Raw genomic sequence first — 26,006 nt, 5'->3', positions numbered from 1 at the left:
GATTAGTTTGCCCGTGCTCCAATAGCCTGGAAAGGCATAGTAAGAGCATTGACACTGGTTGTCATGAGGAACCAGAATTCTAAAAGATCAGATGCTCGATATCGGCACGGCAATGGTGCTAGAAAAGGGGTAATGCATGAGAACCGCAGTTACGGTGAAAATGGGCTCCTAGCTGCAACGCCAGACGAATTGATTGCAAATCTACCGGGATTGCTGGGTTTTTACCCAGAAGAATCGTTTGTGGTTCAGGGATATTATTCAAAACCGGACGGTAGCGTCTATATTGGGCCGACAGTCCGAGTTGATTTGAGCGACGATTTTCCTAGTGGAGAAATAGCCCGTTACCTGGTAAATGCGCAATGCTCTTTCCACGTTGGGTTTATTGTCAGCGACAGTGCTGTAGATAATGACCATGAAGATGCAGGGTGGATTGAAAAACAAGCCTGGTTTCAAGCTATTCAACAGGCAGATGCGGCCGGAAAAGTCCCGCTCATGGGGTGTTGGTTGGTTGATGAAACCCGTGAAGGCGCACGGTATCGCTTGCTATTTGGTGCAGAAGTGCTTCATGACGAAATCACACCAGCGGCCTGGCGAACTGGCACAGTTGGATCAGTTGTGGCATCTCCGGCGATGCACCCATGGAGTCTTCGCAATGAACTTCCTAGCTTAACCAGGCAAGAAGCGTTTGCTTATTTGCTTGGCGACGACAGCGACAGTGACGAAGAGCAACGAACAGCTCGTACCCGTGAGATACAACGGCTTGTCAACCGAACTTCGCGTGTTGACACAAACGCAAGTAGTGATGCCGCAGCATTGCTGAATGGCCTTGGCCGAAACGATGTGACGACAGAGGAGTTGTTATCCGAGGGAGAAATAATCGAATCGGTGGGGATCTGGATGTCGTGTACTGTGCTTCGGGATGAAGTTGTTGGCGCGATGTTAGACGCCCCGGAAGCTGCGAAAAATCTGTTGATAGCAGCGGTGCGTAGCTTATCCGGGGAGTTGCGTGCCAATGCCCTGGCAACACTCGCTCTGGTTTTTCTTGAACTCGGGCAGATCTTATCTGCAAGCCAGGCATTAACAGTCGCTTTACATGAGCAACCAAGCCATAATTTAAGCCAATTATTATTCGCGGCTGTAAGTTCCGGAATGCACTATGCGGCTCTCGACGCGGTTAAGTGCGGGCTTTTGGATGAGAATGAGCGTTAGCACCTAACTGGCGAGTGAATTCCCAGGCGTCTGCAACAATAGTCGGCAGGTTTGTGCGCGTGGGGTTCCAACCGAGTTCGGTGGTGATCTTGGCAGAAGAAGCAACGAGGGTGGCGGGATCACCTGCACGACGTGGGGCCAATTCAGCCGGGATTGGGTGGCCAGTCGTCGCGCGAACCTGGGAGATCACTTCCTGCACTGAATAACCATTACCCGAACCCAGGTTGTAGACCCTGTGCGAGCTTTCTATATTTGACTCTAGAGCAAGCACATGGGCCTGAGCCAAGTCGTAAACGTGGATGTAATCTCTCACGGCGGTGCCATCTGCTGTGGGGTAATCGTCACCGAAAACCATGATCTTGTCACGATGACCGAGTGCTACCTGCAAAATTAGCGGAATAAGGTGAGTCTCTATACGGCGATTTTCACCAATTTTGCCATAGGCTCCAGCGACATTGAAATACCGCAAAGATGTAGCTGCCAGTCCATAAGCTTTAGCGTATGAACTAATGATGTGGTCAATCGCTAATTTGCTGGCGCCGTAAGGGTTGGTGGGGGTAGTAGGCGCAGATTCCTCAATCGGCACCGATTCGGGTTCGCCGTAGGTTGCCGCCGTAGAGGAAAAAACGAGATTGGAAACCTGGTGCGTCCGCATAGCGTCGAGTAAACGAAGTGTAGTGACTACGTTTGCGTGCCAATATAACTCAGGGTTAGACACGGATTCTCCAACGAGGCTACGTGCGGCACAGTGCACGACGGCGTCAAATGAATTCTCCGCAAGGACTTGATCAATTATCTTGCTGAGCTCACCTTCGATTAAGTGGGCTTCTGCCGGCACTGCGTCGCGGTTGCCGGTAGAAAAATCATCAATGATGCTCACATCATGGCCGGATTCGAGGAGAACAGCACTGCAAACGCTTCCGACGTATCCAGCGCCGCCAGTGACCAACACGTGCATGTTTACGCGGCTCCTGTGTTCGACGTTATGAAATGGGTTCGCTAGCGACTAATTAGTCGCGATGCGGATCGCGTGGCCCAGGGTTTCGTTAAGAACGACTTTCGCCCCATCGCCAGCAGTCAAAATTACGGAATGGCCGTAATTAACAACGTTGACTTTGGCGCCAACCACGATGCCAGCATTGGTCAATTCGTGTAGCCGGTCGTTTTCGGACTGCAAGATCTCATTAATCTGTGCAACAGTTCCTTCGATCTCTTGCTCTTCTGGAAGGTCAATTGCGCGTGCAACCTTAGGGAGAGCCTCGACATCGACGCCGAGTTCTTCTAGAGCCGGAACTGGGTTGCCGAATGGAGAGCGGGAACAGTCCTGCACAATGGATGCCACGTGCCGCTCAACGTTGTCACTCATTACGTGTTCCCAACGGCAGGCTTCGTCGTGCACGTCGTGGATATCGACGCCGAGGACTTCAGTAAGTAGCAGCTCCGCTAAACGGTGCTTGCGCATGACCTTAGTGGCTAATTCACGTCCGCGAACAGTCAGATCCAAACTGCGGTCCGGGCGGACATGCAGCAGGCCGTCGCGTTCCATGCGTGCGACAGTCTGTGAGACCGTCGGGCCTGACTGCTCTAAGCGTTCTGCGATACGAGCTCGCAGTGGAGTGATTCCTTCTTCTTCTAGCTCATAGATCGTACGCAGGTACATCTCAGTGGTATCGACCAAGTCCCTCACGTTGGGAAACCTTCCTGTTAATTTGTCTAATGCCTGCTGGCTATTCTATCGCAAAAAGAAGGCCTGGTATAGATTAACCAGACCTTCACGGTGCTTCGTGACCGTTAATAACTGTTGGCTATTGCGCGTATTCGCGTAGGCGATCAGCGCGGTGGCCGTCACGTAGCTTTGCCATCACTTCTCGCTCGATTTGGCGGACGCGCTCGCGAGACAGTTCAAATCGCCGACCGATCTGGTCCAGGGTGCGCGGAACCCCGTCATCCAAACCGTACCGTAAGCGAATGACATCTTGTTCTCGTTGTTCCAAGGTGCCGATGACATCCCGTATATCGGAGTGTCGAAGCGAAGCCACGACTGCAGATTCCGCGTCAGTCGCTTCAGCATCTTCGATGAAATCTCCCAATGGTGCCTCTTCGTCGGCGCCGACAGGCATATCGAGAGAGACCGGGTCACGCGATTGGTGGAGCAGCATTTCGATCTTGTCCTCGGGAATGCCGGATTCTTCCGAGAGCTCCTCGTTGGTAGCTTCGCGCCCTAGAGACTGGTACATTTCCCGTTTGATTCGGGAAAGTTTGTTGACCTGTTCGACAAGATGAACTGGAAGGCGGATGGTTCGTGACTGATCTGCCATGCCACGTGTAATTGCCTGACGGATCCACCACGTCGCGTACGTGGAGAACTTAAAGCCTTTGTCATAATCAAACTTTTCCATGGCTCGAATCAGCCCGAGGTTGCCTTCTTGTATAAGGTCCAGCAGGGGCATGCCACGCCCGGTATAACGCTTGGCGAGGGAGACCACCAGACGTAGATTAGCCTCCAAGAGGTGGGAGCGTGCTTTTTTCCCTTGTTTCGCAAGGACCTTCAAATCACGTTTTTTGGCGCGAGTTAGATGCTGCTCTGGATCGTTAAGCAAATGTTGCGCATACAAGCCGACCTCGATTTGCTGTGCGAGTTCAATCTCGTCGTCAGCCGTCAACAGATCAGTTTTACCGATGCCATTCAAATAAACCCGAACTAAATCCGCAGATGGATTGTCGTTCGTGTGGCCACGACGGGAGCCCCGATCCTGCTCTTCTTCGTCGAATTCTTGCACGGGAGCGGTAGTCACAGTGATGGCCTCCTCAAGTTGCCGTTTACATAGCTAATAACGACTCATTGACATGTGTTGTTCCCGGTGTCATTGCAGGGGTAATTGTCGGGGGTAATTTAAGGCGAAAATAGGGTTTATGGTGACTAGGTTTCCACCAATACGGTAAACGGTCCTTGATTGACAGAAGAGACTTCCATTTTCGCACCGAAGCTCCCGGTGGCAACATCTAATCCTCGTTCACGTAGATCTGAGACAATGTTGTTTATTAGTGGTTCCGCAACCTCGGCGCGGGCAGCTTGTGACCAGGACGGGCGCCGTCCCTTAGCAGTTTGCCCGTAGAGAGTGAACTGACTGACGATAAGAATCGGCGCATCGCTTTCCAACGCTGACTTTTCCCCGTCTAGAATCCGTAACTCTGCAATCTTCGTGGCCATTTTTTGCCAGGATTTTTCCTGGTTGGCGTCATCGATCCCCACTCCAACGAGGGCAAGAATCCCCCCGGTTGTCGGTGCAGAAATCTGGCCGACGACTTGATCGTTGACGGTTACACTTGCTGAAGATACACGGGTTAGTACAGCTTTCATTTTGATAGCTCTCTTGTTGATGCTGGGGTGGCAGCGGCCTGCACGGGAGGTTATATCGGCCGCCAGGATTATCCTTGTTCAACTACTGCGGTATTGTATCTGCCTGCTAAACGTCGAGAAGTTCGGCAGGAATTACCATCCCGTGCCTAACTAGGTCTGCAATCACTTGGGTTGCTTGGTCTAGAAGCTCGCCTTCGAGCCCGTGCGCGGCGGTATACATCTCGACGACTTCTGCTAGTGCTAAGCCTTGCGGATGTAAACCAGCTACGATTGCCGCCACATGATGATCTACTTCGTGGGACCAGCGTGGGCCATCCATTCGGGTGAGTCGGTAGACCGAGGGGCGAAAGCCCATCCCGGAGCCGGTATCAGGAACCTCGATTATCTCTCGGGCTACTTGTGGCCGCAGTTGAAACTGACTTTCAGCAATGGTGTCTTTTGTTTGCTCGCGCAGCCAAGCTGCACGTAGAAAATACTCAGACACTTCGTCGGCAAGCCGATCGTCGTACGCTTGGGGGATTTCTTCAGCGATGATTTCTGAAGGCTGGTCGCCGATGCCTTGAATCGCGATATAACCAAAACCGATGGCATGGACATCAGCATTATTGAAATGTTGTAGCCATTCGGCACTGCGTTCGCTGGCTTCTTGGGAGCGCAGATCGATTGCTTCATCACGTAGCCACGTACTGACGTAATGTGCCGGATCTGCGAAATCTCGCTGCAGGATCCAGGCTGCAACACCATGACTCGGCAACCAACTGGCTACCCGATGCTGCCAAGGTATATCGCCTTGGTGGACCCAAGACCCGAGTAAATAAGCAGAACCACCTGGGGCTAAATAATCTGAAATTTCCGACACGACTAGTTCGCTGGCACCGTCTAATTCCAGACCTGAATCACGGTATGTGTGGGTGATATCCGTGGACCCGACCACAAATGGTGGATTGGCAACAATTCGGTCGAATTTTTGCCCGGCGACCGGTGCAAACCAGGGCCCAGTGGAGAAAGTAACTTTGTGCGCAATTCCAGCGCCCCGAACTGTGGCATCTGCCAAGGCGAGTGCACGGGTAGAAATATCCGTTGCGGTGATCTGATCTGCAGCTTGTGCCTGCCCTAAAATTTGTACACCCGAGCCTGTTCCTAAATCTAAGACCGAATCGACTGGTGTCGTGGGGCAAAATTGCAATAGCGATAATGACGCGGCCCCGACACCCGGTACATGGTCCTCGGCCGCACCTTGACGCACCATGGCGGCATCAGGGTCAGAAAACACCCATCGACTAATGCCGTTAATGATGTGTGGACGCACATCGATGACTACGCGCACAATCGCAGGGCCGTGGGTAACCGCAATATTTGCAGCAATGACTTTATTTGCCAGTTCAGTGCCGAGGAGCTGCACAAAATCGGTTTTTTCCACCGGGTCGCGGAGTATAAAAGCCTGAATAAGTCTGTCTAGGACGCTTCCTGTCTGTGTGCGAAAACGCAGGGCTCCGGGATCGCCACGGTGTAGTGCAGAGAGATATTCTGGCCCCAAGTGGGCAGCTAACCCGGCTGAGTCAAAACCGACCTCGGTGAAGTATGCGGTTAAATCGCTTGCAGCCTCGCCGAAACGTTCGGCTGGGTCAGGGGTACTGGAATCTAGGTGAGTGCTCATCAATGAATCATTGTAGAAGGTTATTCGTTTCCTTTCGTCTTTATCACTCACGCGAATCGCGAGGCCTGGCGTCGATGATTCCCGGCGGAAGCTCGCGCGGCGGGTCGTACGTGGCATCAGACGTAGGTAGCTGCTGCTTAGTGTGCCGCTGGGCTTGGCGAACGACAGCGGGTTTATATACTCGCGGCTGGCGTTTGTCTTGGGGAGCACCGTCTAAGTTCGCAATGATTACAGCAATCCACGGCAATGGAAACGTAAGCGTGGCCAGCAGGACGGGAATGAGCACCCAATCCCAAGCCACATACATTCCGACGCACACCAGAGTTAGCGGAACTCTTAAGAATTGGAGTAATCCGTACCACCATTCGCGCTTTTTTCGGTCCTGGGCGCGGGTCATACGCGCAGTGGTAATCAGGACGGGTTTATTCCGGCGAAAACCGTTACGGAAGTGACGCCGGAGTGAGCGTCGCGGGCTATGCGGCCCGTTAGTACCACGCGAGCTTCCAGTAGTCATGGTTCCCAGCCTAGAGCCTGGCTACCCAAATGCCTATGAATACGGCAAAATGGATGCCCATGACGACTACATCAACGCAGACTCTAGAACGCCCAGAAACCCGAGATCAGACAGGAACTGACGACGACACACCAAAGTTCTTTCACTATGTGAAAAAGAACCAGATTGTAGATTCAGCGGTCAGCGGCAAAATGATTGTCGCGTTGTGTGGAGAAAAATTTCCGGTTCGCAAACAAGCCAAGCCTGGCTCGCCGGTATGCCCGAAATGCCAGGAGATATACTCTGGCCTGCATAAAAAATAGAATGCACTCGATATTTTGAGGCAAGCAACAAAAGCTATTTCTAGCAATGGTGGTATTTAGTGGCGAGACCGCGCAGATTCAACAATAACTCCAGGCTGCGTGCGTGGCAGCAGGCTGCGTTGCAAAAGTTTTTGACGTCGCGTCCGCGAGATTTCATGGCGGTCGCGACCCCGGGTGCAGGTAAAACTACCTTTGCGATTAGGGTCGCGACTGAATTATTAGAGGATCGGTCGGTAGACCGTGTCATCGTTGTAGTACCTACTGAGCATCTGAAACGGCAGTGGGCTGCAGCTGCTGGTCGGGTGGGGGTTTCGCTGGATGATCGTTTCACTAACGCTGGTGTCATTAACCAGGCTTACGACGGCATTGTTGTCACCTATGCCCAGGTGGGGATGCACCCATTAAAGCACCATGCATTGGCTTCGGCGAAACGTACCTTGGTGATTCTTGACGAAATTCACCATGCCGGTGACGCAAAAAGTTGGGGTGATGGTGTTCGTGAAGCATATGATGAGGCCGAATATCGGTTGGCACTCACAGGCACCCCGTTTCGTTCAGATAATTCTTATATTCCCTTCGTGCGTTATGAAGAAGACGGGGAAGGCCACGAAATTTCCCAGGCTGACCACACTTATGGTTACGGCGACGCGCTTGCCGACGGCGTCGTTCGCCCCGTCGTCTTTTTGGCATATTCAGGTGAAGCTACCTGGCGTACAAGTGCGGGTGAAGAAATTTCTGCGCGTTTAGGAACTCCATTAACCGCAGAAGAAACTGCACGTGCTTGGAGAACAGCTCTGGATCCGAAAGGTGAATGGATTCCGGCTGTATTGCAAGCGGCGCACACACGGTTGGAACAAATCCGGACCAATATGCCTGATGCGGGTGGGCTGGTAATTGCTACCGACACGACCACTGCGCGTGCTTACGCTAAGATCCTGGAGAAGATTTCTTCTACTCCTGTATCGGTGATTTTGTCTGATGAGCCTGGATCTTCTGAGCGCATTAACGCCTTTTCTGAGTCCACGGACGAGTGGATGGTTGCGGTGCGTATGGTATCTGAAGGCGTGGATGTTCCCCGTTTAGCGGTAGGAGTGTATGCCACTTCGGCGTCGACGCCATTATTCTTCGCCCAAGCCATTGGGCGATTCGTCCGATCCCGCATGCCTGGAGAAACTGCCAGTGTGTTTTTGCCCTCTGTGCCTACGCTGTTAGATCTTGCGGAAAAACTAGAAACCTCTCGCGATCACGTGATCGGCAAACCGCACAGGGAAGAAGCTTGGGACGAAGATGCTGTCGCTGAAGCGAACAAAGAAAAAAATGAGCGGATCGAAGAATCGTCTTTCGAATCTGTGGGTGCATCGGCAGAACTTGATTCCTTGATCTATGATGGGTCGACATTCGGAACCGGTGCGTTTAGTGGATCCGATGAGGAAGCGGACTTCCTTGGACTACCTGGGTTGCTTGACCAAGAACAGGTCAGAGCATTACTGCGAAAAAGGCAAGAAGAACAGCTTGATGCTCGGGAAGCCGAGGAGAAAGCTCGGAGGCAAGCCGAACTCGAATACCAGCATAAGCTTAAAAACGGATTAGTGGAACCAGCATCTGGGGCGCCTCGAAAAATAAGTTCCAATGTGAAAGGCGCAAATTCCAAGGAAACCAATGATGTTGCTGCGGTGGAGATTCCCAAATTACGCCAAGAATTGAACACGCTGGTTGCAGTCCAAGCTGAACAATCAGGGCGTCCGCACGGAGCGATACATACGGAAGCACGTAAAGCATGTGGGGGCCCGCCGACGGCGTTGTGCAATGCACAGCAGTTGAAAGAGCGCATTCGTTATTTGCGAAAGTGGTAGAAGAAAATAGCCTGTACTAGTTAGCCTTGTGAATCCGATGTGGAGGTCTCCGCTCAAGGCGGAAGCACTACATAAGTGGGACTAAGCAAGGTAAGGTAAAAATAGTTAATTACATCTATGCGTGAAGGGATAGCAAAGTAGATGACTACCCCCAATAATCCAAACAATTCTGACGGCCAATACGGCGAGTATGCGGAAGGCAAAAATTCCGGCTTCGAATCTGGCAATGAAGGATATGGATCCGGAGGTTATGATTTTTCTGTAAATCAGGATCAGTCCGTGGAGAATCACACTGCACATGATGCGTACTACGCTGGAGGATATTCGGCTCCACAATACGGCGGATTCGAAACACAGCAAGAGTCGAAAAACCCAGTTGCGCCGTGGGCTCTAGGGGTTGGCATTTTGTCATTGCTCGGATCAATTGTTGTATTCGGCTCGTTGCTTGGCATTATCGGCACGATTCTTGCGATTGTAGCCCTGGTTGTCGGTCGAAAACGTCGCCCGGAAAACCGGCGCACCGTGATGTCGGTGGTGGGGTTGGTGACTTCGATTCTGTCGATGATCGTAGGAGTAATAATCATGGTTGCTGTCTACAATATTTTCGATGAGATCGGGATTGTTGACTGTATTGACCAACACGGTGATGATGAGGATGCCATTGAGCAATGCATCAACACGAATGTGGAGAATTACGACAGCTAGTTTGGCCTCGCTTTTGCATTGTTTCGGCCGCTCTTCCAGCGCTCGGGACATGAGCGCATAATAAATACGCAAAATCCTCACCCGCATATGAGCGGGTGAGGATTTTGCGATGTCAGCTTTAAAAGCTTAATCGAGGTAATCCCGCAATACTTGTGAACGAGAAGGGTGGCGCAACTTCGACATTGTCTTCGATTCAATCTGGCGAATACGCTCCCGGGTAACTCCGTACACCTGTCCGATTTCATCCAGGGTGCGTGGCATGCCGTCAGTCAAACCGAAGCGTAACCGGACCACTCCAGCCTCCCGTTCAGACAACGTCGTTAAGACATCTTGCAACTGGTCTTGCAACAGGGTGAAGGAAACAGCGTCGACCGCGATTACAGCCTCAGAATCTTCAATGAAGTCACCGAGCTGGCTATCTCCCTCGTCGCCGATGGTTTGATCCAACGAAATTGGTTCTCGGGCATATTGTTGGATCTCCATCACCTTTTCTTCGGTGATGTCCATTTCTTTCGCGAGTTCCTGGGGGGTCGGTTCGCGACCTAGATCCTGCAGTAGTTCGCGCTGAATACGGCCTAGTTTATTGATGACCTCAACCATGTGTACTGGAATACGGATGGTCCGGGCTTGGTCTGCCATCGCGCGGGTAATTGCTTGACGAATCCACCAGGTGGCGTAAGTAGAAAACTTATAACCCTTGGTGTAGTCGAATTTTTCGACTGCTCGGATCAATCCCAAGTTACCTTCTTGGATCAAATCCAAGAACGCCATACCGCGTCCCGTGTAACGCTTAGCGAGTGAGACCACAAGACGAAGGTTGGCTTCAAGTAGGTGATTCTTAGCTTTTCGGCCATCACGAGCGATGGACCGGAGATCACGCTTGAGCGCAGGCGATAGTTTTGCCTGTTTGTCTCCGGCTTCCAAAGCCTTCGACATTTCTTCTATGCGGAACTGTGCATACAGGCCGGCTTCGATACGTTCTGCAAGAGAAACCTCTTGTTCTGCATTGAGCAGCGCGACTTTACCAATTTGCTTTAGGTACGCGCGCACTGAATCCGCTGATGCTGTTAGCTCGGCGTCCTTGCGGGCTTGGCGGAGAGCTGCAGATTCATCTTCGTCCCAGACGGAACTGCCGACATCTTCGTCGTCATCCTCTTCGCCGAGCTCCGGTTCAGCGGGTTCTGGATCATCGTCTAGGGGTTCGTCTACAAATGCATCGGCGTCGGCAAGATCCGGCTCAACGTCGGTGTCTTCGTCGTCTCCAGGTTCATCGAGTAGTGGATCCGCTACCGGTGCGGTTGCAGGCGAGATTTCTTCGGGATCGATGGACACACCGCTTTGCGGGACCTTGTCGGTTGTTGCCTTTGCGGTCTTCGGCTTGCTGGTTGACTTCCTAGTTGCTTTTTTCGCGCTTTGCGCGCGAGCAGAACTGGGTGCGCCCTCAGCAAGAGACTGATCGGAAGATTCAGTGGCTGACACGTACGCCCTTTCGCCGGATTGTGCTGACATCAATGATCTAGCCTACCTATGTATACAGCGTGTTGTGGACGCCGGTGTGAGGACCATGTCACACCAACACCATAGTAGATGCTAGGGAATGAGCGCCCAGTATAACGGACACCGTATGGTTTTGCGTTGTCAGGGGGTGACAACGCGGTCCATCAATCTGTGGTTCACGGATGTTTCCGCTAACCTGCCAGGTAATCAGGGGAATGTGCGGCTAAGGCTGCGCCGACTATCCCCGCCCGATTCAGGAGGGTCGCAGGGATAATTGGTGTTGAAATTTCTAAGAGCGGTAGCCAGCGTGCAGATTTGCGTGAAATACCGCCACCGATGACAAAAGCCGAGGGATTGAAGAGCCGTTCGTATTCGGCAAGAACTTTCTCTAGCCGTGGTGCCCATTCTGTGAAGCTTAGCCCAAGCGATTTCTTGGCGCCCGATGAAGCAATCTTTTCTGCCTCTTCGTCACCAATGAAAAGATGTCCTAGCTCAGTATTTGGAAACAGCTTGCCATCCACTAGAAAAGCCGACCCGATACCAGTGCCAAGAGTCAAAAATATGACAGCGCCACTTCTCGATTGAGGATTACCATAGGCGACTTCTGCCAAACCGGCGGCGTCGGCGTCGTTCAAGAAAGTGATGTCACGTGCGCCAAGAACTGACTGAAATGCGTCATGGATGTTGGTATGCAGCCACGAGGCGTCGATATTCGCTGCAGTCAGCATTGATGAACCGCGGACGACACCGGGCAGAGTGATCCCGATAGGTCCGTCCCATTCTGCTAATTCAACAATGCGTGCAGCGGTGGCCGCGACTGCCTCTGGGGTAGAGGGCCTGGGGGTCTCGAACTTGATGCGTTCACCAATAAAATCGCCTGTTTGCAAATCGACCAGCGCACCCTTCGTGCCGGAGCCGCCGATGTCAATGCCAAAACCGAGTTGCTGTTCTTGCATGGATGACAGACTAGCGCACGAGCAAGCAATGATTCGTGATCAGAGTCCGCAAAAGACTGGAATGGCTAAGATAAAAGCATGACTATGTCCCGAGAACAAGTAATAAACGCTTTTGCTGAGCATCAAAGCATGCAGCAGGACTTGTCTCCCGCCGGGCTTAAGGAGATTGCGTGCGGGCTAGCAGAATTGGGCGGGGAAGTTATTTCTCGCAGTTCCAATGAAATAGGCACGATATCTGACATCGCTGACACAGTAGAAACAAAGAGCAGTTCGGTCGATCCGGTCACGGCCGTTGATAAAGCAACCGAGAGCGCGCTGGTTGAAAAGCTGCTGACATTACGTCCAAACGATGGCGTGGTCGGGGAGGAAGGCGCTGGACAGCAGGGGTCAACCGGTATCGATTGGATTATTGATCCGATCGACGGAACAGTGAATTTTTTGTACGGTATTCCAGAATACGCAGTGTCAGTCGCTGCGGTATGGGGACCTGTCCCTGTTGCCGGAGCGGTTTATAACGTCGCTGGTGACGTGATGTATTCCGCGCATATAGGCGGTGGGGCGTACGCTATAACCCCTCATACAGTGAAATCGTCCGACGGTTTTACTCTCGTCAAAAAGTCGAAAAGATTGCGCACGAATTCTATAACTGATTCATCTGCCGCGTTGGTCGCTACTGGATTTTCCTACCTGAGCGACCGTCGGCTTCAGCAAGCTCGTATTCTGGCACGATTGCTGGGGGACGTGAGAGATATTCGTCGGATGGGGTCTGCAGCGTTAGATCTCTGTCGAGTAGCTAGTGGCCAAGTTGATGCCTTCTATGAGGCAGCGTTGAATAAGTGGGACTATGCCGCAGGGATGTTGATTGCACAAGAAGCCGGTGCAGTGGTCCACGCACCGAAGCTCTCGACTGAAGGTAGCGCAGGAGAAGTCTTGGTGGCGTACGCGCCTGGCATAGCTGAAACCATGGATGAAATTCTACGGGGCGCGGGTGCGCTAGCATCATTGCCAGTAAACCAATAATGGTTTCAAAACCACGTTTGAGCTGCAAATATGACAATGTAGTTATTTTGCCTTAGTATCCGTCCCACATAGACAAAGATCAACTGTTTGCTGATCAACTACCCAATAGGACGTGGATAAATGGCTACTGATTACGATGCGGCTCGTACTCGACCGGAAGATGAACTGGAAGCAGATTCGCTGGAAGGGCTGAAGGCTGCGGAAAACGATTCTGACCCGATGGATGAAGACGGCGAAATTGTCGAGCCATTTGAGCCACCAACAGTCGATGTATCTGGCGAAGAACTGAACGTGAAAGTCGTGCCACGTCAGGCCGACGAGTTTACCTGCGATAGCTGCTTTTTAGTGCAGCGAAACAAACGCCTTTCACATGAAGAAGATGGGCAAAAGATTTGCCTGGACTGTGCCTGATTCTCTCGCGCTCCGGGGCTATAAGGTCAGCCGGAACCATCGTCTCTGAGTCGCCACCCTGGAGGTGGCATTGTTTCCGTCTAAAGTGAGCTAGCCCTGCATTTGGCGCGCGGCGTCCAGTGCTTGATCGGGTAAAAAGGCTTCGAGCAAGGCTCGGGGGTCTTTCGAGCTAACTAGCCAGTACGGGGTCGGATCGTCTTTATCATCCAATACGAGCATGGCCAAGTGCGGTACCCAGCTGTGGGTGGCAAGAAAAGCTGCAGGGTCCAGCTGTGGCCCCATTGCGTTCCGCCGTGCACTTTTAGGAACGGCCAAGCTCCGACTTACAATATCCGCGGGCAATTGTGCATCTCCGGTAATTAGCCAGCGAGTGCCGTCGAAATCTTTTTCTACCTGGATGACGGTTGAGGACAGGTGGAAAAGAACCCATATGGCGAGCGCAGCGAAAATCAAAAAGGGCACGGCAAACCACCACAAATTACGGTTCAGGGCTAATTGCCCGGTGCCAACCGTCACTGCTGCCAATGCAATCAACCACCAATGCCAAGGCACCCATTGGCGCTCGTGGTAAAGAATTTCTGGGGCAGATTTTGCTTCGCTCATGAGAGATATTTTAGCCCGCGAAAACTACAGAACCCCAACCCTGGGCGCTTGAGTAAAAAGCAACGGGGAGCGATTGTCTTGTTCAGTGCAGCCTTTGTCCGACGACTACTTTGCATACAGGGTAGTCTGCGTACATGAGCTTGTCTGATTTGAGTCCGATAAAAATCCAGCTACTGGATCCGGAAATAGCTTTACCGACTCGAGCCCACGCGGGTGACGCAGGCGCTGATTTGTGCGCAACCGAAGATATTACTTTGGAACCAGGCCAAAGGGCTGTGGTCGGAACCGGAATTGCTATTGCATTACCAGAGGGGACCGTAGGTTTGGTGCATCCACGCTCTGGACTAGCTGCACGTCAAGGCTTGAGTATCGTTAATTCTCCAGGAACAATTGATGCGCAATATCGTGGTGAGATCAAAGTGTGTCTGATTAATCTTGATCGAGTCTCACCTATTGAGATCACTCGTGGTATGCGGATAGCGCAATTGGTGATTCAGCGCGTTGAGCTTGTGGACTTTGTGGAAGTTGCACAATTGGATGAGACTGCTCGTGGTTCTAGTGGCTATGGCTCCACCGGTACCCATTAGTTGGGCACGCTTCGGTTTCTGTCACGCAAAACATTTGAACCCAAAATCGGTATTTAGCTTAAAGACGTAGTATGCATAGTACTGCGGGAAAGGACAACACTAGTTATGGCGTTGTTTGGAGTTTCGAAGTTTGGATTTTCGAAAAAGAAAAAACCAGCGCAACAAGCTGGCGCGAACGCGAATGAGAAATCCAGTGGGGAAGCTCAGCGGGGTGCACAAATGAACCTGGAGAGCGACCGTGCTGGAGCTCAAACTTCAGCTGTTGCCAACGAGAAGGCGGCGGGAACTAGTGCCGAGGCGCAGGAAAATGCAGATTCTGCAGTATCTGCGCACAATGCACCGATTATTCCCGTGGAAGCTGGAGCGATAGGGGAAACCGGACCATTCGACGGAGACACCGTTGACATTAATGAATTCGACTTTGGTGATTTTTCCTCAGGTTTGTTAGATCTTGGTTCACTGAAGCTTGCCGTACCGAAAGATTCGCAGGTACAGGTTGAAATGGGTGAAAAAGGTCCGAAGATGCTCCACTTGGTCACCCACTATGGTCGGCTCACCCCGGTTGCTTTCGCTGCACCATCATCGGCTGGCCAGTGGGAGGAAGCTGCTGATGAGATTGCGCAAAGCATGAAACAAAGCGGTGCCGAGGTTACTTTTGAACAAGGTCCTTGGGGTAGAGAGGTCGTTGGTGAAAACAAACAGGCTGTAACACGCGTGATTGGTGCGGAACAGCCACGGTGGATGTTGCGGGTAACGTTGGCCGGTCCGGCCCAACGGGCAGATAAACTCGCGGAATTGGCACGTGAAGTTATTGCGCGGACTTTCGTCTACCGGGGGGATAAACCTATTTTGGCAGGTAATTCGTTACCGGTCACAATGCCCGCTAGCCTAATGCAGCAGGTTCAACAGGCAATGCAGCAGCGGCAAGCGCAAAGCCAACAACAATCGCCCCGCATAGCTGATGCGCAACAAGCAGTTAGGGAGGCTGCTGGTGGGACCAAGTCTCGTGAGCACGGTGATGATGAAGGCGTTGCTCAGCCTACGAATGAAAAGGAGCAGCGATAAGCGTGCCTAACCTCGAACTTTCCATTGACCGGATGGGACATGGTGGTGTCGGCATTGGTACTGCGGACGACGGACGCGTGGTATTTGTTGCTTCTGCTTATCCTGGTGACAGAGTAAAAATTGATATTACGAAAGAAAAGAAATCTTTCGTTACTGGTGAGATCCTAGAAGTTATCACCCCCAGTAAATATCGTGGCAAGCCAACCTGTCAGGCGGCTGCCGCCGGAGCTGGGTGTTGTGACTTTGCGACGCTTGATACCACCCAGGAAACGGAACTGAAGCGTTCGGTTTTTCTTGATCAGCTCGCACGAATTGGGAAGTTTTCGGAAATAGAGCTGCCAGAACTCAACGCAGTTGAGCTTGCCCCTGTACGCGGTTGGCGCACCCGGGTGCGGTTCGGTGTGGATGAGAATGGGAAAGCTGGTCTCCGGAAAAAACATAGTCATGAACTAGTTACACAGTATCCCTGTAGTCAGCTCGTCGACGGTCTTAGTGAAGGCATCGTTGGAACCGGAGCTCGCCGTTTCCGGCCGGGTGCAGAATTGATTGTGGCAATTGATTCAACTGGTCAACGGCATGTCGTGGAGTCGCGCAAAACGGGGCGTGGGAAGCGCTTGGAGAAAGTCGAAAGAGTTTTAGAAGGCAGCGGCGAGGTCACCGAGATCGTTGATGGCCAAACATTCCGTTTTCCGGTCACCGCATTTTGGCAAGCGCACCGCGCAGCACCTCAGGCGTATAGCGCGATTATTGAGGAATGGCTAGCTGATCCTGGACAACCCGCAGGAAAAATCGGCTGGGATCTGTACGGGGGCGTTGGTCTGTTTATACCTGCAATTGCGCGAGCATTGAACCCAGAAAGCCCTACGGATTCAGTGTTGCACAGCGTCGATACTTCTTCAGCAGCTTTGGAGAATACACAACCAGCACTGCAAGGGCTTAACGTTTCGATGCATAAACAACACGTAGAAAAAGCAGTTGCTCAGTTAGCCGCTCCTGATTGCGTAGTTCTCGATCCGCCACGCAAAGGGGCAGGGGCAGCTGTAATCGACGAAATAGCTGCGGCCGACCCGAAAACAGTGGTTCATATTGGTTGTGATCCGGCAACTTGCGCGCGTGATTTACGGAGCTGGTCTGATAATGGGTATCGGGTCGACAAGCTCACGTTAATAAATGCATTCCCGGGAACACATCACTTCGAACTTATGGCGTTATTAAGAAAATCTGCTTAACACGCACGTGAACAGTAAGATTTTTCCTAGTAAATCGCCGGTTCCGATTTCTAGGGAGGTAGCGAGTAAGATGGATACGTTAGTTACCGACGAATGCAGATGAGACGAGGAGTTGAGGTAGAGACAATGAGCCTTCTTCGCGGAATACAGACTCCCGCCGACCTCAAGGCTTTGTCCCAAGAACAACTCCCGCAATTAGCCGAGGAAGTTCGTGACTTTCTCATCGAGAACGTGTCGGTGACAGGCGGCCACTTGGGGCCGAACCTTGGTGTGGTGGAATTAACGTTGGCTTTGCATCGAGTATTCGATTCCCCGGACGAGCCCTTTATCTTCGACACCTCCCACCAATCTTACGTGCATAAAATAGTGACTGGCCGTGCGCATCTTTTTTCTACTTTGCGTCAAAAAGATGGGTTGTCTGGTTACACCGCTCGCGCTGAATCCGAGCATGACTGGACAGAATCGTCACATGCTTCAGCATCACTCGCTTATGCGGATGGTTTGTCAAAGGGATTCGCTCTGGACGGGCGAGGACAACATAACGTGGTGGCGGTTGTCGGTGATGGGGCGTTGACTGGTGGCATGTGCTGGGAAGCGCTGAATAACATCGCCGCAGGAAAAGACCGAAACGTAGTCATCGTCGTCAATGATAACGGGCGTAGTTATTCGCCGACGATTGGTGGCTTCGCTGAAAATCTGGCTAATCTGCGTATTTCTGGACCATACGACGGCCTGATGGAACACGGAAAGAAAACTCTGAAGTCTATGGGGTGGGTTGGCAATCGTGCGTTTGATGCGCTTCACGCTTTCAAGGAAGGCGTGAAGCATACAGTCTTGCCGACAGAGATGTTCCCGGATTTAGGCATGAAATATGTTGGCCCTGTCGATGGTCACGACTTTGATGCTCTGGAACAAGCTTTTAGCTATGCAAAGACGCACCATGGCCCACTTATCGTGCATGTTGTGACCGAAAAGGGGCACGGCTACGCACATGCGGTTAACGATGAAGCCGACCAGATGCACTCTACCGGTGCGATTGATCCGGCTACGGGGCTGCCGATCTCGAAATCTCAGCCTGGCTGGACTCAAGTATTTACTGAAGAACTGCTTGTGGCTGCTGAGAAACGCTCAGATATTGTTGCGATCACTGCCGCGATGGCGGGCCCTACTGGTTTGACGCCATTTGCACAGCGCTTTCCAGATCGTTTTTTCGATGTAGGGATCGCGGAACAACACGCGGTCGCTTCAGCCTCCGGTCTGGCATTGGCAGGAATGCATCCCGTTGTTGCAGTGTATTCCACCTTTTTAAACCGCGCCTTTGACCAGCTTTTGATGGACGTAGCGTTGCTCAAACAACCCGTCACCTTGGTCCTGGACCGCGCAGGCGTTACTGGTTCAGATGGCGCAAGTCACAACGGGGTTTGGGATATGTCTGTGGCGAGTGTCGTACCAGGAGTCCGTATCGCTGCACCACGAGATGGGGCGCAATTGGGCCGTTTGTTCCGTGAGGCGCTGCTTGTCGACGATGGGCCTACGCTTGTGCGTTTTCCCAAAGGAAACTTGCCTGTCGAAATTCCAGCTTGGGCGAATCTTCGCGATGGTGTCGATATTGTTTATTACGCCGATAAAGTTACTGAAGAATCTTCTCCGGATACTCGTTCAGTTCTGGTGATCGCTGTGGGAGCCATGGTCGCGGCAGCGGTATCCGCGGCAAAAACCTATTCCAACGTGACTGTCGTTGATCCCGGTTGGGTTGTCCCAGTAGCAGAATCCTTGTTCAGCTTGGCGGCTGATCACGATGTCGTTGTGACCGTAGAAGATGGTATTGTCCGCGGTGGTATTGGATCGCTGATTGCTGAAGAATTCGCTGCAGCAGGGATAGATGTGCCTGTGCGGCATTTGGGATTCCCATCGGTGTTTCCATTGCATGCTTCACGTAACGAATTGCTGCATGAGGTCGGGCTTGACGAGACCGGCATCGCTAATGTGCTTGCAGAGCTTAGCTTGGAAGAAAATCAGCAAAAATAGGCCAAATAATATCTTTTTGCCATTCGCGCAAACCGTGTTTTGTAAAAGACGCTTCTAGATCGCCTTCGGAAAGAATGGTTTTCGCGACGGTAATATCCCAGGTGAGATTTTTTGCCTTGGCAACGCTGATTAAATTCTCTGTAGGCACAGCAAATTCGTCGGCGAAGACATTGAGATCGTCCCGAATGAGTTGCCAGGTATTCCAAGAGTCGGGGTCGTTTTTCTTCCAATTCCGGGTATTAACGCCACCCGAGGAATACCAATACGCTAATTCTCCTTTTCCAGGAATTGGAAGATCCGCCTCTGCTAATGCTTCAGCCTGTTGAATTGCGGTCAACCACACTGCTGGTGCTAACCGTGAATTTTGTGAGCCACGAACGCGTGTTAATTGAGAGAGCGTGTTGGGGCGGATATTAGCGAAGGCGAGTAGGACCTTATTCGGTAGTAGACTGCCTGGTGCAACATCATCGTTTGCTGCAGTGGTCTCCCGAATTAGCCACAGCTCGCGAGCAACTGCCAATTGTCGAGGTATTTTGAGTCCGCGCATCCCTTTCATCAAATGCCACGCGCGGGGTTCTGGCCCGGTGATTGTGGCGTGTTGGTTGCGCACATACTCGAACTCTTCCAGTGCCCATTCCCACTTTCCTTGGCTGCGTAAAAGATACTCTACCTCGGCAGCCAGCTCGAGTAATTTTTCGACATCGAGGGCAGCATAAGCGACCCATGGTTTGGGTAACGGCGTCGAGGACCAGTTTTGCGCGCTGTGTTCTTTGGCTACGCGTACGCCAAGTAAATCCTCATACATTGCAGCGAGACCGACACGGGATAAGCCAGCTAGACGACCGCCGAGTTCTGTGTCAAGTAGCTGTGCTGGGTACAGCCCAAGCCAGGCAAGACAGGGAAGATCTGATACTGCAGCGTGTACCACCCAAGTTAGGTTGTTGATGACGGGTGATAAGGCTTCGGTGAGGTGCTGGCGGACGCCTTCTGGTGCGAAAAGAAAGGTACCGGCACCCGCGCGTTTAATCTGGACTAAAAAAGCGCGATCGTTGTAGCGAAATGCGGAAGCACGTTCTGTATCAATCGCGATTGGTCCGTGCCCACCGGCGATTGCCTCCGCCGCTTCGTGAAAGTCCTGAGGGGTTGTCAGTACGGGCGGGATACCCGCGGCTGGGCGACGAAGGAATTCGGTCATGATCTTTCAGTTTGAGGCGATACGCTGATAGATGAGTTAGCAAGATTATAAACGGGAAGGCTGTCGCGGCATAGCTTTAGCGACGTAGCTGACTTACCCCTTCTGGTGGTAGACCAGCGACATGGGCGAGCACTTCTGCAAAGGCGTCCACATGATCGGCAAGTTGATTGTTTTTCGCTGTCCACGATGCCCGCAATTCGAGTTGGTAAGCGCGAGGAGGGCCACCGACTTCGCCAAAACGGACTGAGGTTGTGGAAGTAACGGTACCGCCAAGGTTTGTGTAGCCAGCAGAGTGCGTTTCTAAACCTTCTTCGAGCCATTGCCATGCAACGTCGGGTAACAAAGGATCGGTAGCAACTGCTGACTCCATGTCGGCCTGGATATAGGCGACTAACCGCATTTCCCCTTCCCACGATTCCTGTGCTCCGGGGTCATGCAGGAGAATCAGCCGACCGAAAGCATCGCCTTCAGAATCGGTTGGGGTGTTTTCTTTATCGAGATGGTCTACTTCCAGGCCTATTGCATGGGAAAAAGGTGCTAATCGCTGGGGAGGGCGGATTGTCCCGAGTGAAATACCTTGACGCAGGTTAGCCTGGTGCATTGATTCCACGGCTTCGCTAAAAGCCGGGGGTGTCAGGCCACGCTCTAACTTAGAAGCAGTGGTGCCCTGCAAGTTCATCGACGCATCTGTCTCATTCACAAGGTTCAACCTAATGTTGAGACTCTTCATAGTGGTGAAGGCGCGCCGTGGGGTAGGATTGGTGGCAGAACCACCTATTGCGTGGTCACTGTTCGGTGAGCACTGCTTTTGGGTTTCGCTTTGTGCCTTGTGCGCAAATCACTCCAAAAACTTTGCTTGTCACGATAATTTTGCGAACTAAACTTGCAAAACCAGGAGGTTTTCATGCCGGCGTCTGAACACGAAGCCCAACAAGAACTGAATTACGATGAGCTGAATAACCTGCAGCGTTACAGCCAGCACGCGGTGTTTAAGCTTAATGAGGGATTCAGTGCTGGCGATAAAGCATCGCGCGAGCGTATGGCAGCTGAGTCGCAAGAGTTTTTTGACAAGCTTGCCGACGAAGGTCTCGTGACCGTTCGTGGTATTTATGATCTTGCGGGTATGAAAGCCGATGCTGATTTCATGATCTGGTGGCACGCAGAAAACTTCGAGGAGTTGCAAGCGGCTTTTGCTGCATTCCGTCGTGAGACTTCTTTGGGTAAGGCCAGTTCGTTGGTGTGGGCCGGAAATGGTGTGCACCGCCCGTCAGAATTCAACAAACGGCACCTCCCAGCTTTCATCATGGGAGAATCGCCTGAAAAGTGGTGCTGCGTGTACCCGTTCGTTCGCTCATATGACTGGTACATCATGGACGAGGAAAAACGTGCCCGTATTCTTCGTGAGCATGGTTTGAAAGCGCGTGATTTTGCTGACGTGCGCGCTAATACCATCGCTGCCTTCGTGCTGAGTGATTACGAATGGATGTTGTCGTTTGAAGCCAAAGACTTGGGACGCATCGTTGATTTGATGCACACCATGCGCTACACGGAGGCCCGGTTACACGTACGTGAAGAATTGCCGTTTTACACCGGTCGAATGGTGGAAAACTTGGACGAATTGGTGCAGATTCTTCCCTAAGCCTTAGAAAAGGTCTAGGGCATTCAATACCGTCGGTATTCCACCGTTTGAGGTGCTAGTGCTACTAGCACCTCAAACCTGTTAGACTCAGGACTCTTTGAGCGTCATTGCCACCGAATTAATGCAGTACCGTAAATCGGTGGGGGTGTCATAGCCTTCCCCAGCGAATACGTGCCCCAAATGTGAGTGGCAGCTGGCGCAGAGGACTTCCGTACGCACCATTCCGTGTGAGTGATCTTCCCGCTCAATGACGGAGTCACCAGCCAGTGGCGAAAAGAACGATGGCCAGCCACAATGTGACGAAAATTTTTGGGTAGAGCGGAATAATTCTGCACCGCACCCTCGACAGGAATAAATGCCCTCGGTGGTCGTGTTTGTGTATTCACCAGTGTGTGGAGCTTCGGTGCCGCCCTCTCTGAGCACATGGTATTCTTCCGCGCTGAGGCGTTTGCGCCATTGGTCATCGGCAATCAAGGAAAAATCTGTCATGGGCGATATTCTACGCCTGCGTAAGCGGGAGTAGAACATCGCAGGTGTTTCATTTTCCGTACGCTTTTATCGGGGCTTCTGGTGCATGGCCCGCAGTTAACTACCGGGTTGCGAGTCCGTATGCTGTCGGTCGTGTAAATGCCATGCTACGGAACAGCACACCGTGGTCAAGAGCAATAGGCCCCAGCCAGCGGTCGCAGCGAAATAGTTTAGCCATATCCCCAGTGGGGGAAAGTCACGCGGTGTCCATGTGGTAGCCCAACTTACTGGAAATAAGAACAAAATTGCTGCTAACCACGATGGCCAGATATGGAACACGCTGCGTTGCCTGGCTACGCTGAAAATCATTGGAAACAGCAGCATGGAATAATACATTTGTCCTAAAGAAGACAAGAAGAAGACACCGCAGAACAATACTCCAGCTGTAGTGACAAGCCAGAGCAGATGGTCTTTTTTACGCAGAGATAACAGTGCGAGTACTGAAATGACGGCTAGACCCGCAAAAAAGATCCACAATAAGTAGTACAGCCAGCTGGGCATGGCGAAATATTCGGCAAGCCCCGGTAATGAGGAATTAGCGAAATCTCGAGTCTGACGTAGATGCGGGATGAGTTCTGTGCGGTAGTTGTCAGCACCAGGGGTTATTGGCCAAGCGACGACGTTGAGAACTAAGGGCACCGCGATGCCTATGAATATCGTGGACCACCAGCGCATAACCAAAGGTATAAATAGCAGTGGGGCAAACTGCGGCTTGATGAGAATCGCGAGTCCGATGATGATCCCGCCAGTCCAACGGGCGCAACGGCGCTCTTCAGTCAAGCACCATAGGTAGCTTACGAGTGCAAGTAGGAGCAGACCGTTGACGTTGGAAAAAATAAGGGTATTGCGGACAGATTCGGTCAGGGTGGCTACTGTGATCGTCAGTGGAAAAATAGGATTCCGCAGGGAAAATCCGAACATCCGGACTAAGATACCCAACGAGACTATGATGGCGCCGAAATTAGCGAAGATGAATAATGCTCGTGCAATTCCGGCATGGGTAACAAATCCGAGTGGAGATAGCAAAAGCGTAGCGCCTGGGTTGTAAAGGTACAACGGATCAGTGTGGTGGTAGATCTGTTGATAAACATTCTCTCCGTCAAGGAAGCGTTGTAAGGCAGAATAGACGGTTGTGAAGTCGTCGGTGACTGCTCCGTTGAAGCTGTCGACCAACACTAGCTGCAACCCAAGCAGGATAGCGAGTGGCCATAAAAAAGCCTGTAAGCGCTGATTAGACACCTGCGGTAGCTCGAGTTCCTTCATCACATTGAGTTTACCCGCGGGTGGCCGTAGCGCAGAAAGAGTGTGCTGTCTGGGCAGTGCATGGAAGATTCTAAACGCATTTTGTGTTTGACGGTTGTGTCACTGGTGCAGCGAGTAATTGGTGATTCCACCGCGTTGGTCAAGGTGGGATCGATAGTGAGATAAAACTGATCTACAGCGTTTGCCGAAATTAAGCCGCCCAAAATCGAAGGGCCACCTTCGCAGCTAATGCGTGCAAAGCCACGATTGACCAATGTCGTTATACATTCCCGTACTGTACCGCTGCCGGTGGAAATAACTTCTCCGAAGGCTTGCAACTTTTGAACCTTGGTGTAGTTGGTTGGATCCTGCAACGAAGATTCGGGCACCATGAACAAATGTGGGACATGGTAGTCGTGAAAAAATCGTGAGTCGTAGTCGAAATCTAGTGATGAAGTCATGACTGCCAGCGGCGCTGGGTTTGGTTTTTTATCGGTTGGTTGGACGCCGGCATAGTCTTCTGCACGAACAGTCCCTGAACCGACGAGTATTACCTCTGCCCATTCGCGAAGCCCTAGCAATAATTCCGTATCTAGCTGGTTGCCCAGATCCTGTGAACGGCCGTTGATAGATGTGGAGCCGGTGATGGTGGTTGCAAAGACTGCACGAACCCAGTAGTCGTCTTGGTTTCGCCGTTCTGGGCCGATAAGTTGATCGATACTGGGCCAGTTGTGCATATCGCTCATATTACAGTCGTAGATTCGGGAGAAGATCAAGTGGGGGGGGGGAAAGACTCGTTGAGGTATAGGCTCGTATAGTCGAGGGGCCTGGAGGCGGGTCTCACCTCGTGATTTGGTATTTCTACAGCGGTGCCACTAGAGTTTCTTAAGCAGTGCACGAAGCACTGCTTGCGGATGTAGCGCAGTTGGTAGCGCATCACCTTGCCAAGGTGAGGGTCGCGAGTTCGAGTCTCGTCATCCGCTCAGCGCAAAGCGCCGGTTCTGGCCTCATCTTTGATGGGTTGGACCTGGTGTTGAGCGTCGAGTGAAAACTCCATAGGCTAGCGCGATTAGCTCAGTTGGTAGAGCACTACCTCGACACGGTAGGGGTCACTGGTTCAAGTCCAGTATCGCGCACAGAGGACACATCTCACGGTGTCCTCGCCCGCGGATGTAGCGCAGTTGGTAGCGCATCACCTTGCCAAGGTGAGGGTCGCGAGTTCGAGTCTCGTCATCCGCTCTGGTTCCCGATTTATGGGTATCCTGTTAGAGGCGGTATTGCCACGGTGGAATGGCCGAGTGGTGAGGCAACGGTCTGCAAAACCGTGCACACGGGTTCGATTCCCGTTTCCACCTCTAGTCACAATGGCGGCAAGCTCGTCATTGTTGGCGCGATTAGCTCAGTTGGTAGAGCACTACCTCGACACGGTAGGGGTCACTGGTTCAAGTCCAGTATCGCGCACACGAGAAATCTCGGCAAAGTCGAATTTCTCCAAGGAAACCGGGCCTGTGGTTTTCTTTTGCGGATGTAGCGCAGTTGGTAGCGCATCACCTTGCCAAGGTGAGGGTCGCGAGTTCGAGTCTCGTCATCCGCTCTGGTTCCCCGAAAGGGACTAGCGCCGCTTCTTTATATGGAGAAGCGGCGCTTTCGCATGCTTGCATGGAATGGTTTGCACTTTGGCATTGTGAGCGAGATTAATTTAGTAAACTGGTGTTCGTCGGAACTAATCGTTTAGGTGTAACGACTACTCACGTGAGACTCGTCAGAAGCTCAACACCTAGTGAACAAAACGGAGGCCGAACTTGATGGGCAATGGTGCTCAGAAAACACATCTACGCCGTATGAACGCAGGCTTGGCGGCGACCGCCTTGAGTGCAGCTGCTTTGTGGTCGTCTATGCCACATGCATCAGCTCATGATGTTGTCGTTGATAGTAACCCTGCTGATGGTGCTGTCGTTGAGGAATTCCCAGAGACCATTGTTCTTGAATTTTCTGGAGAACCACGCGAAGGCTTTAACACAGTTGCGGTAACGGATTCGAATGGTCAAACTGTCTTTGATGCTGAGCCAGTGCTGGACGGGAGGACGCTGACAGTCGAGGTGCCAGATGGTCTCGATACTCCTGATGGGGCATATTCCCTGGGCTATCAGATCACCTCATCTGACGGCCATGCGACCCGCGGTGGTCTGGAGTTCATCGTTGGTGATGAATCCGATGCCGAGGGATCCACAAACTCGGGGTCCAGTGCAGATAGCAAATCCACCGAGACAGATGAATCTACCGACAATGCTGACGAGTCGGGCGGCATCGGTGCTGCCAGCATCATTATTGCGATCGGTGCTGTCGCTGCTGCTCTTGCGGTTATTGTGTTGTTGATCCAAAAACGTAAGCGGTTCGATAACTAA

General features: G+C 52.1%; 26 protein-coding genes and 6 tRNA genes. 18 read left to right on the top strand and 14 right to left on the bottom strand.

Annotated features, from left to right (window positions below):
• Positions 1-132 precede the first annotated feature (132 nt).
• Entirely contained in the window at positions 133-1,209 is a 1,077-nt protein-coding gene (locus L9H78_RS06045; protein ID WP_249619553.1) for a DUF4192 domain-containing protein, read from the top strand.
• On the opposite strand, the gene galE is transcribed toward L9H78_RS06045, so the two are convergent.
• The 6 genes from galE to L9H78_RS06015 all read right to left on the bottom strand — a co-directional run bounded on the left by galE (position 1,175) and on the right by L9H78_RS06015 (position 6,741).
• The gene (galE, locus tag L9H78_RS06040) at positions 1,175-2,167 is read right to left on the bottom strand and encodes a UDP-glucose 4-epimerase GalE (RefSeq protein ID WP_249617267.1); all 993 of its coding nucleotides are present in this window, start codon (positions 2,165-2,167) and stop codon (positions 1,175-1,177) included. The two genes, L9H78_RS06045 and galE, sit on opposite strands and share 35 nt — an antisense overlap.
• Before the next feature lie 48 nt (positions 2,168-2,215).
• Positions 2,216-2,896 (bottom strand): metal-dependent transcriptional regulator, encoded by a 681-nt coding sequence (locus L9H78_RS06035; protein ID WP_249617266.1) that lies wholly within the window; start codon positions 2,894-2,896, stop codon positions 2,216-2,218.
• 118 nt (positions 2,897-3,014) lie between these two features.
• Positions 3,015-4,004 carry a sigma-70 family RNA polymerase sigma factor gene (locus L9H78_RS06030; RefSeq protein WP_018119693.1) on the bottom strand — a complete coding sequence of 330 codons (990 nt, stop codon included), beginning with the start codon at positions 4,002-4,004 and terminating at the stop codon, positions 3,015-3,017.
• A 125-nt stretch (positions 4,005-4,129) separates the two neighbouring features.
• On the bottom strand, positions 4,130-4,570 hold the full coding sequence (dtd, locus tag L9H78_RS06025) for a D-aminoacyl-tRNA deacylase (protein WP_249617265.1): 441 nt from the start codon (positions 4,568-4,570) through the stop codon (positions 4,130-4,132).
• Between the two features lie 106 nt (positions 4,571-4,676).
• Entirely contained in the window at positions 4,677-6,227 is a 1,551-nt protein-coding gene (locus L9H78_RS06020) for a DUF7782 domain-containing protein (RefSeq protein ID WP_249619552.1), read from the bottom strand.
• 43 nt (positions 6,228-6,270) lie between these two features.
• The gene (locus L9H78_RS06015) at positions 6,271-6,741 is read right to left on the bottom strand and encodes a DUF3099 domain-containing protein (protein WP_249619551.1); all 471 of its coding nucleotides are present in this window, start codon (positions 6,739-6,741) and stop codon (positions 6,271-6,273) included.
• 59 nt (positions 6,742-6,800) lie between these two features.
• On the opposite strand from L9H78_RS06015, the gene L9H78_RS06010 reads away from it, so the two are divergent.
• From L9H78_RS06010 to L9H78_RS06000, 3 genes are all read left to right on the top strand, one after another.
• Complete coding sequence (locus tag L9H78_RS06010) at positions 6,801-7,043, top strand: DUF3039 domain-containing protein (protein WP_249619550.1); 243 nt, start codon at positions 6,801-6,803, stop codon at positions 7,041-7,043.
• Positions 7,044-7,102: 59 nt separating this feature from the next.
• Positions 7,103-8,896 carry a DEAD/DEAH box helicase gene (locus L9H78_RS06005; RefSeq protein WP_249619549.1) on the top strand — a complete coding sequence of 598 codons (1,794 nt, stop codon included), beginning with the start codon at positions 7,103-7,105 and terminating at the stop codon, positions 8,894-8,896.
• Between the two features lie 141 nt (positions 8,897-9,037).
• Positions 9,038-9,601 carry a tripartite tricarboxylate transporter TctB family protein gene (locus L9H78_RS06000; protein ID WP_249617260.1) on the top strand — a complete coding sequence of 188 codons (564 nt, stop codon included), beginning with the start codon at positions 9,038-9,040 and terminating at the stop codon, positions 9,599-9,601.
• Between the two features lie 126 nt (positions 9,602-9,727).
• Here the strand turns inward: L9H78_RS06000 and L9H78_RS05995 are convergent, their stop codons facing one another.
• Together L9H78_RS05995 and ppgK are read right to left on the bottom strand one after the other, a co-directional pair.
• On the bottom strand, positions 9,728-11,110 hold the full coding sequence (locus L9H78_RS05995) for an RNA polymerase sigma factor (RefSeq protein ID WP_023019376.1): 1,383 nt from the start codon (positions 11,108-11,110) through the stop codon (positions 9,728-9,730).
• Between the two features lie 179 nt (positions 11,111-11,289).
• Positions 11,290-12,054, bottom strand: coding sequence for a polyphosphate--glucose phosphotransferase (gene ppgK / locus L9H78_RS05990; RefSeq protein WP_249619548.1), 765 nt, complete (start codon positions 12,052-12,054; stop codon positions 11,290-11,292).
• A 78-nt stretch (positions 12,055-12,132) separates the two neighbouring features.
• Between ppgK and L9H78_RS05985 the strand changes: the two genes are divergently transcribed.
• The gene (locus L9H78_RS05985; protein ID WP_249619547.1) at positions 12,133-13,074 is read left to right on the top strand and encodes an inositol monophosphatase family protein; all 942 of its coding nucleotides are present in this window, start codon (positions 12,133-12,135) and stop codon (positions 13,072-13,074) included.
• 120 nt (positions 13,075-13,194) lie between these two features.
• A complete protein-coding gene (locus L9H78_RS05980; protein ID WP_021352592.1) occupies positions 13,195-13,485 on the top strand; it encodes a DUF4193 domain-containing protein in 291 nt (96 codons plus the stop codon).
• 90 nt (positions 13,486-13,575) lie between these two features.
• On the opposite strand, the gene L9H78_RS05975 is transcribed toward L9H78_RS05980, so the two are convergent.
• Positions 13,576-14,088 (bottom strand): DUF3093 domain-containing protein, encoded by a 513-nt coding sequence (locus tag L9H78_RS05975; protein ID WP_249617257.1) that lies wholly within the window; start codon positions 14,086-14,088, stop codon positions 13,576-13,578.
• 134 nt (positions 14,089-14,222) lie between these two features.
• Here L9H78_RS05975 and dut point away from each other — a divergent pair, with 134 nt between their 5' ends.
• From dut to dxs, 4 genes are all read left to right on the top strand, one after another.
• On the top strand, positions 14,223-14,675 hold the full coding sequence (gene dut, locus L9H78_RS05970; RefSeq protein ID WP_126925668.1) for a dUTP diphosphatase: 453 nt from the start codon (positions 14,223-14,225) through the stop codon (positions 14,673-14,675).
• A gap of 105 nt (positions 14,676-14,780) precedes the next feature.
• Positions 14,781-15,740 carry a DUF3710 domain-containing protein gene (locus tag L9H78_RS05965; protein ID WP_249619546.1) on the top strand — a complete coding sequence of 320 codons (960 nt, stop codon included), beginning with the start codon at positions 14,781-14,783 and terminating at the stop codon, positions 15,738-15,740.
• A gap of 2 nt (positions 15,741-15,742) precedes the next feature.
• Entirely contained in the window at positions 15,743-16,969 is a 1,227-nt protein-coding gene (locus tag L9H78_RS05960) for a class I SAM-dependent RNA methyltransferase (protein WP_336621386.1), read from the top strand.
• Between the two features lie 126 nt (positions 16,970-17,095).
• Positions 17,096-18,997, top strand: a complete 1,902-nt coding sequence (gene dxs / locus L9H78_RS05955; protein WP_249619545.1) for a 1-deoxy-D-xylulose-5-phosphate synthase — start codon at positions 17,096-17,098, stop codon at positions 18,995-18,997.
• Here the strand turns inward: dxs and L9H78_RS05950 are convergent.
• The gene (locus tag L9H78_RS05950) at positions 18,969-20,192 is read right to left on the bottom strand and encodes an HRDC domain-containing protein (RefSeq protein WP_249619544.1); all 1,224 of its coding nucleotides are present in this window, start codon (positions 20,190-20,192) and stop codon (positions 18,969-18,971) included. The two genes, dxs and L9H78_RS05950, sit on opposite strands and share 29 nt — an antisense overlap.
• 76 nt (positions 20,193-20,268) lie before the next feature.
• Positions 20,269-20,871, bottom strand: a complete 603-nt coding sequence (locus L9H78_RS05945; RefSeq protein WP_052013793.1) for a DUF3000 domain-containing protein — start codon at positions 20,869-20,871, stop codon at positions 20,269-20,271.
• A 225-nt stretch (positions 20,872-21,096) separates the two neighbouring features.
• Between L9H78_RS05945 and hemQ the strand changes: the two genes are divergently transcribed.
• Positions 21,097-21,831 (top strand): hydrogen peroxide-dependent heme synthase, encoded by a 735-nt coding sequence (gene hemQ / locus L9H78_RS05940; protein WP_249619543.1) that lies wholly within the window; start codon positions 21,097-21,099, stop codon positions 21,829-21,831.
• A gap of 87 nt (positions 21,832-21,918) precedes the next feature.
• Here the strand turns inward: hemQ and msrB are convergent, their stop codons facing one another.
• The 3 genes from msrB to L9H78_RS05925 all read right to left on the bottom strand — a co-directional run bounded on the left by msrB (position 21,919) and on the right by L9H78_RS05925 (position 24,338).
• On the bottom strand, positions 21,919-22,320 hold the full coding sequence (gene msrB / locus L9H78_RS05935) for a peptide-methionine (R)-S-oxide reductase MsrB (protein ID WP_249617252.1): 402 nt from the start codon (positions 22,318-22,320) through the stop codon (positions 21,919-21,921).
• 96 nt (positions 22,321-22,416) lie between these two features.
• The gene (locus tag L9H78_RS05930) at positions 22,417-23,622 is read right to left on the bottom strand and encodes a glycosyltransferase family 87 protein (RefSeq protein WP_249619542.1); all 1,206 of its coding nucleotides are present in this window, start codon (positions 23,620-23,622) and stop codon (positions 22,417-22,419) included.
• On the bottom strand, positions 23,622-24,338 hold the full coding sequence (locus tag L9H78_RS05925; protein ID WP_249619541.1) for a pyrimidine reductase family protein: 717 nt from the start codon (positions 24,336-24,338) through the stop codon (positions 23,622-23,624). The genes L9H78_RS05930 and L9H78_RS05925 overlap by 1 nt, the downstream gene beginning before the upstream one ends.
• A gap of 173 nt (positions 24,339-24,511) precedes the next feature.
• Between L9H78_RS05925 and L9H78_RS05920 the strand changes: the two genes are divergently transcribed.
• The 7 genes from L9H78_RS05920 (at position 24,512) to L9H78_RS05890 (ending at position 26,006) form a co-directional block, all read left to right on the top strand.
• A tRNA-Gly gene (locus tag L9H78_RS05920) sits at positions 24,512-24,584 on the top strand.
• 80 nt (positions 24,585-24,664) lie between these two features.
• Positions 24,665-24,737: transfer RNA gene (locus L9H78_RS05915), tRNA-Val, on the top strand.
• Positions 24,738-24,767: 30 nt separating this feature from the next.
• Positions 24,768-24,840, top strand: a tRNA-Gly gene (locus L9H78_RS05910).
• A gap of 45 nt (positions 24,841-24,885) precedes the next feature.
• Positions 24,886-24,956: transfer RNA gene (locus tag L9H78_RS05905), tRNA-Cys, on the top strand.
• A gap of 33 nt (positions 24,957-24,989) precedes the next feature.
• Positions 24,990-25,062: transfer RNA gene (locus L9H78_RS05900), tRNA-Val, on the top strand.
• A gap of 60 nt (positions 25,063-25,122) precedes the next feature.
• Positions 25,123-25,195, top strand: a tRNA-Gly gene (locus tag L9H78_RS05895).
• A 211-nt stretch (positions 25,196-25,406) separates the two neighbouring features.
• Positions 25,407-26,006 (top strand): copper resistance CopC family protein, encoded by a 600-nt coding sequence (locus L9H78_RS05890; RefSeq protein ID WP_249619540.1) that lies wholly within the window; start codon positions 25,407-25,409, stop codon positions 26,004-26,006.

It is taken from the genome of Corynebacterium pseudodiphtheriticum, assembly GCF_023509295.1.
Taxonomy (GTDB): domain Bacteria; phylum Actinomycetota; class Actinomycetes; order Mycobacteriales; family Mycobacteriaceae; genus Corynebacterium; species Corynebacterium pseudodiphtheriticum.
This window is presented reverse-complemented; position numbering and strand designations above follow the sequence as displayed.

Coding starts and splice junctions, on each gene's coding strand:
- L9H78_RS06045 (WP_249619553.1), top strand. CDS start 133: ATGCATGAGAACCGCAGTTACGGTGAAAATGGGCTCCTAGCTGCAACG.
- galE (WP_249617267.1), bottom strand. CDS start 2,167: ATGCACGTGTTGGTCACTGGCGGCGCTGGATACGTCGGAAGCGTTTGC.
- dtd (WP_249617265.1), bottom strand. CDS start 4,570: ATGAAAGCTGTACTAACCCGTGTATCTTCAGCAAGTGTAACCGTCAAC.
- L9H78_RS06020 (WP_249619552.1), bottom strand. CDS start 6,227: ATGAGCACTCACCTAGATTCCAGTACCCCTGACCCAGCCGAACGTTTC.
- L9H78_RS06015 (WP_249619551.1), bottom strand. CDS start 6,741: ATGACTACTGGAAGCTCGCGTGGTACTAACGGGCCGCATAGCCCGCGA.
- L9H78_RS06010 (WP_249619550.1), top strand. CDS start 6,801: ATGACGACTACATCAACGCAGACTCTAGAACGCCCAGAAACCCGAGAT.
- L9H78_RS06000 (WP_249617260.1), top strand. CDS start 9,038: ATGACTACCCCCAATAATCCAAACAATTCTGACGGCCAATACGGCGAG.
- L9H78_RS05995 (WP_023019376.1), bottom strand. CDS start 11,110: ATGTCAGCACAATCCGGCGAAAGGGCGTACGTGTCAGCCACTGAATCT.
- ppgK (WP_249619548.1), bottom strand. CDS start 12,054: ATGCAAGAACAGCAACTCGGTTTTGGCATTGACATCGGCGGCTCCGGC.
- L9H78_RS05985 (WP_249619547.1), top strand. CDS start 12,133: ATGACTATGTCCCGAGAACAAGTAATAAACGCTTTTGCTGAGCATCAA.
- L9H78_RS05980 (WP_021352592.1), top strand. CDS start 13,195: ATGGCTACTGATTACGATGCGGCTCGTACTCGACCGGAAGATGAACTG.
- L9H78_RS05975 (WP_249617257.1), bottom strand. CDS start 14,088: ATGAGCGAAGCAAAATCTGCCCCAGAAATTCTTTACCACGAGCGCCAA.
- dut (WP_126925668.1), top strand. CDS start 14,223: ATGAGCTTGTCTGATTTGAGTCCGATAAAAATCCAGCTACTGGATCCG.
- L9H78_RS05965 (WP_249619546.1), top strand. CDS start 14,781: ATGGCGTTGTTTGGAGTTTCGAAGTTTGGATTTTCGAAAAAGAAAAAA.
- dxs (WP_249619545.1), top strand. CDS start 17,096: ATGAGCCTTCTTCGCGGAATACAGACTCCCGCCGACCTCAAGGCTTTG.
- L9H78_RS05950 (WP_249619544.1), bottom strand. CDS start 20,192: ATGACCGAATTCCTTCGTCGCCCAGCCGCGGGTATCCCGCCCGTACTG.
- L9H78_RS05945 (WP_052013793.1), bottom strand. CDS start 20,871: ATGAACTTGCAGGGCACCACTGCTTCTAAGTTAGAGCGTGGCCTGACA.
- hemQ (WP_249619543.1), top strand. CDS start 21,097: ATGCCGGCGTCTGAACACGAAGCCCAACAAGAACTGAATTACGATGAG.
- msrB (WP_249617252.1), bottom strand. CDS start 22,320: ATGACAGATTTTTCCTTGATTGCCGATGACCAATGGCGCAAACGCCTC.
- L9H78_RS05930 (WP_249619542.1), bottom strand. CDS start 23,622: ATGAAGGAACTCGAGCTACCGCAGGTGTCTAATCAGCGCTTACAGGCT.
- L9H78_RS05925 (WP_249619541.1), bottom strand. CDS start 24,338: ATGCACAACTGGCCCAGTATCGATCAACTTATCGGCCCAGAACGGCGA.
- L9H78_RS05890 (WP_249619540.1), top strand. CDS start 25,407: ATGGGCAATGGTGCTCAGAAAACACATCTACGCCGTATGAACGCAGGC.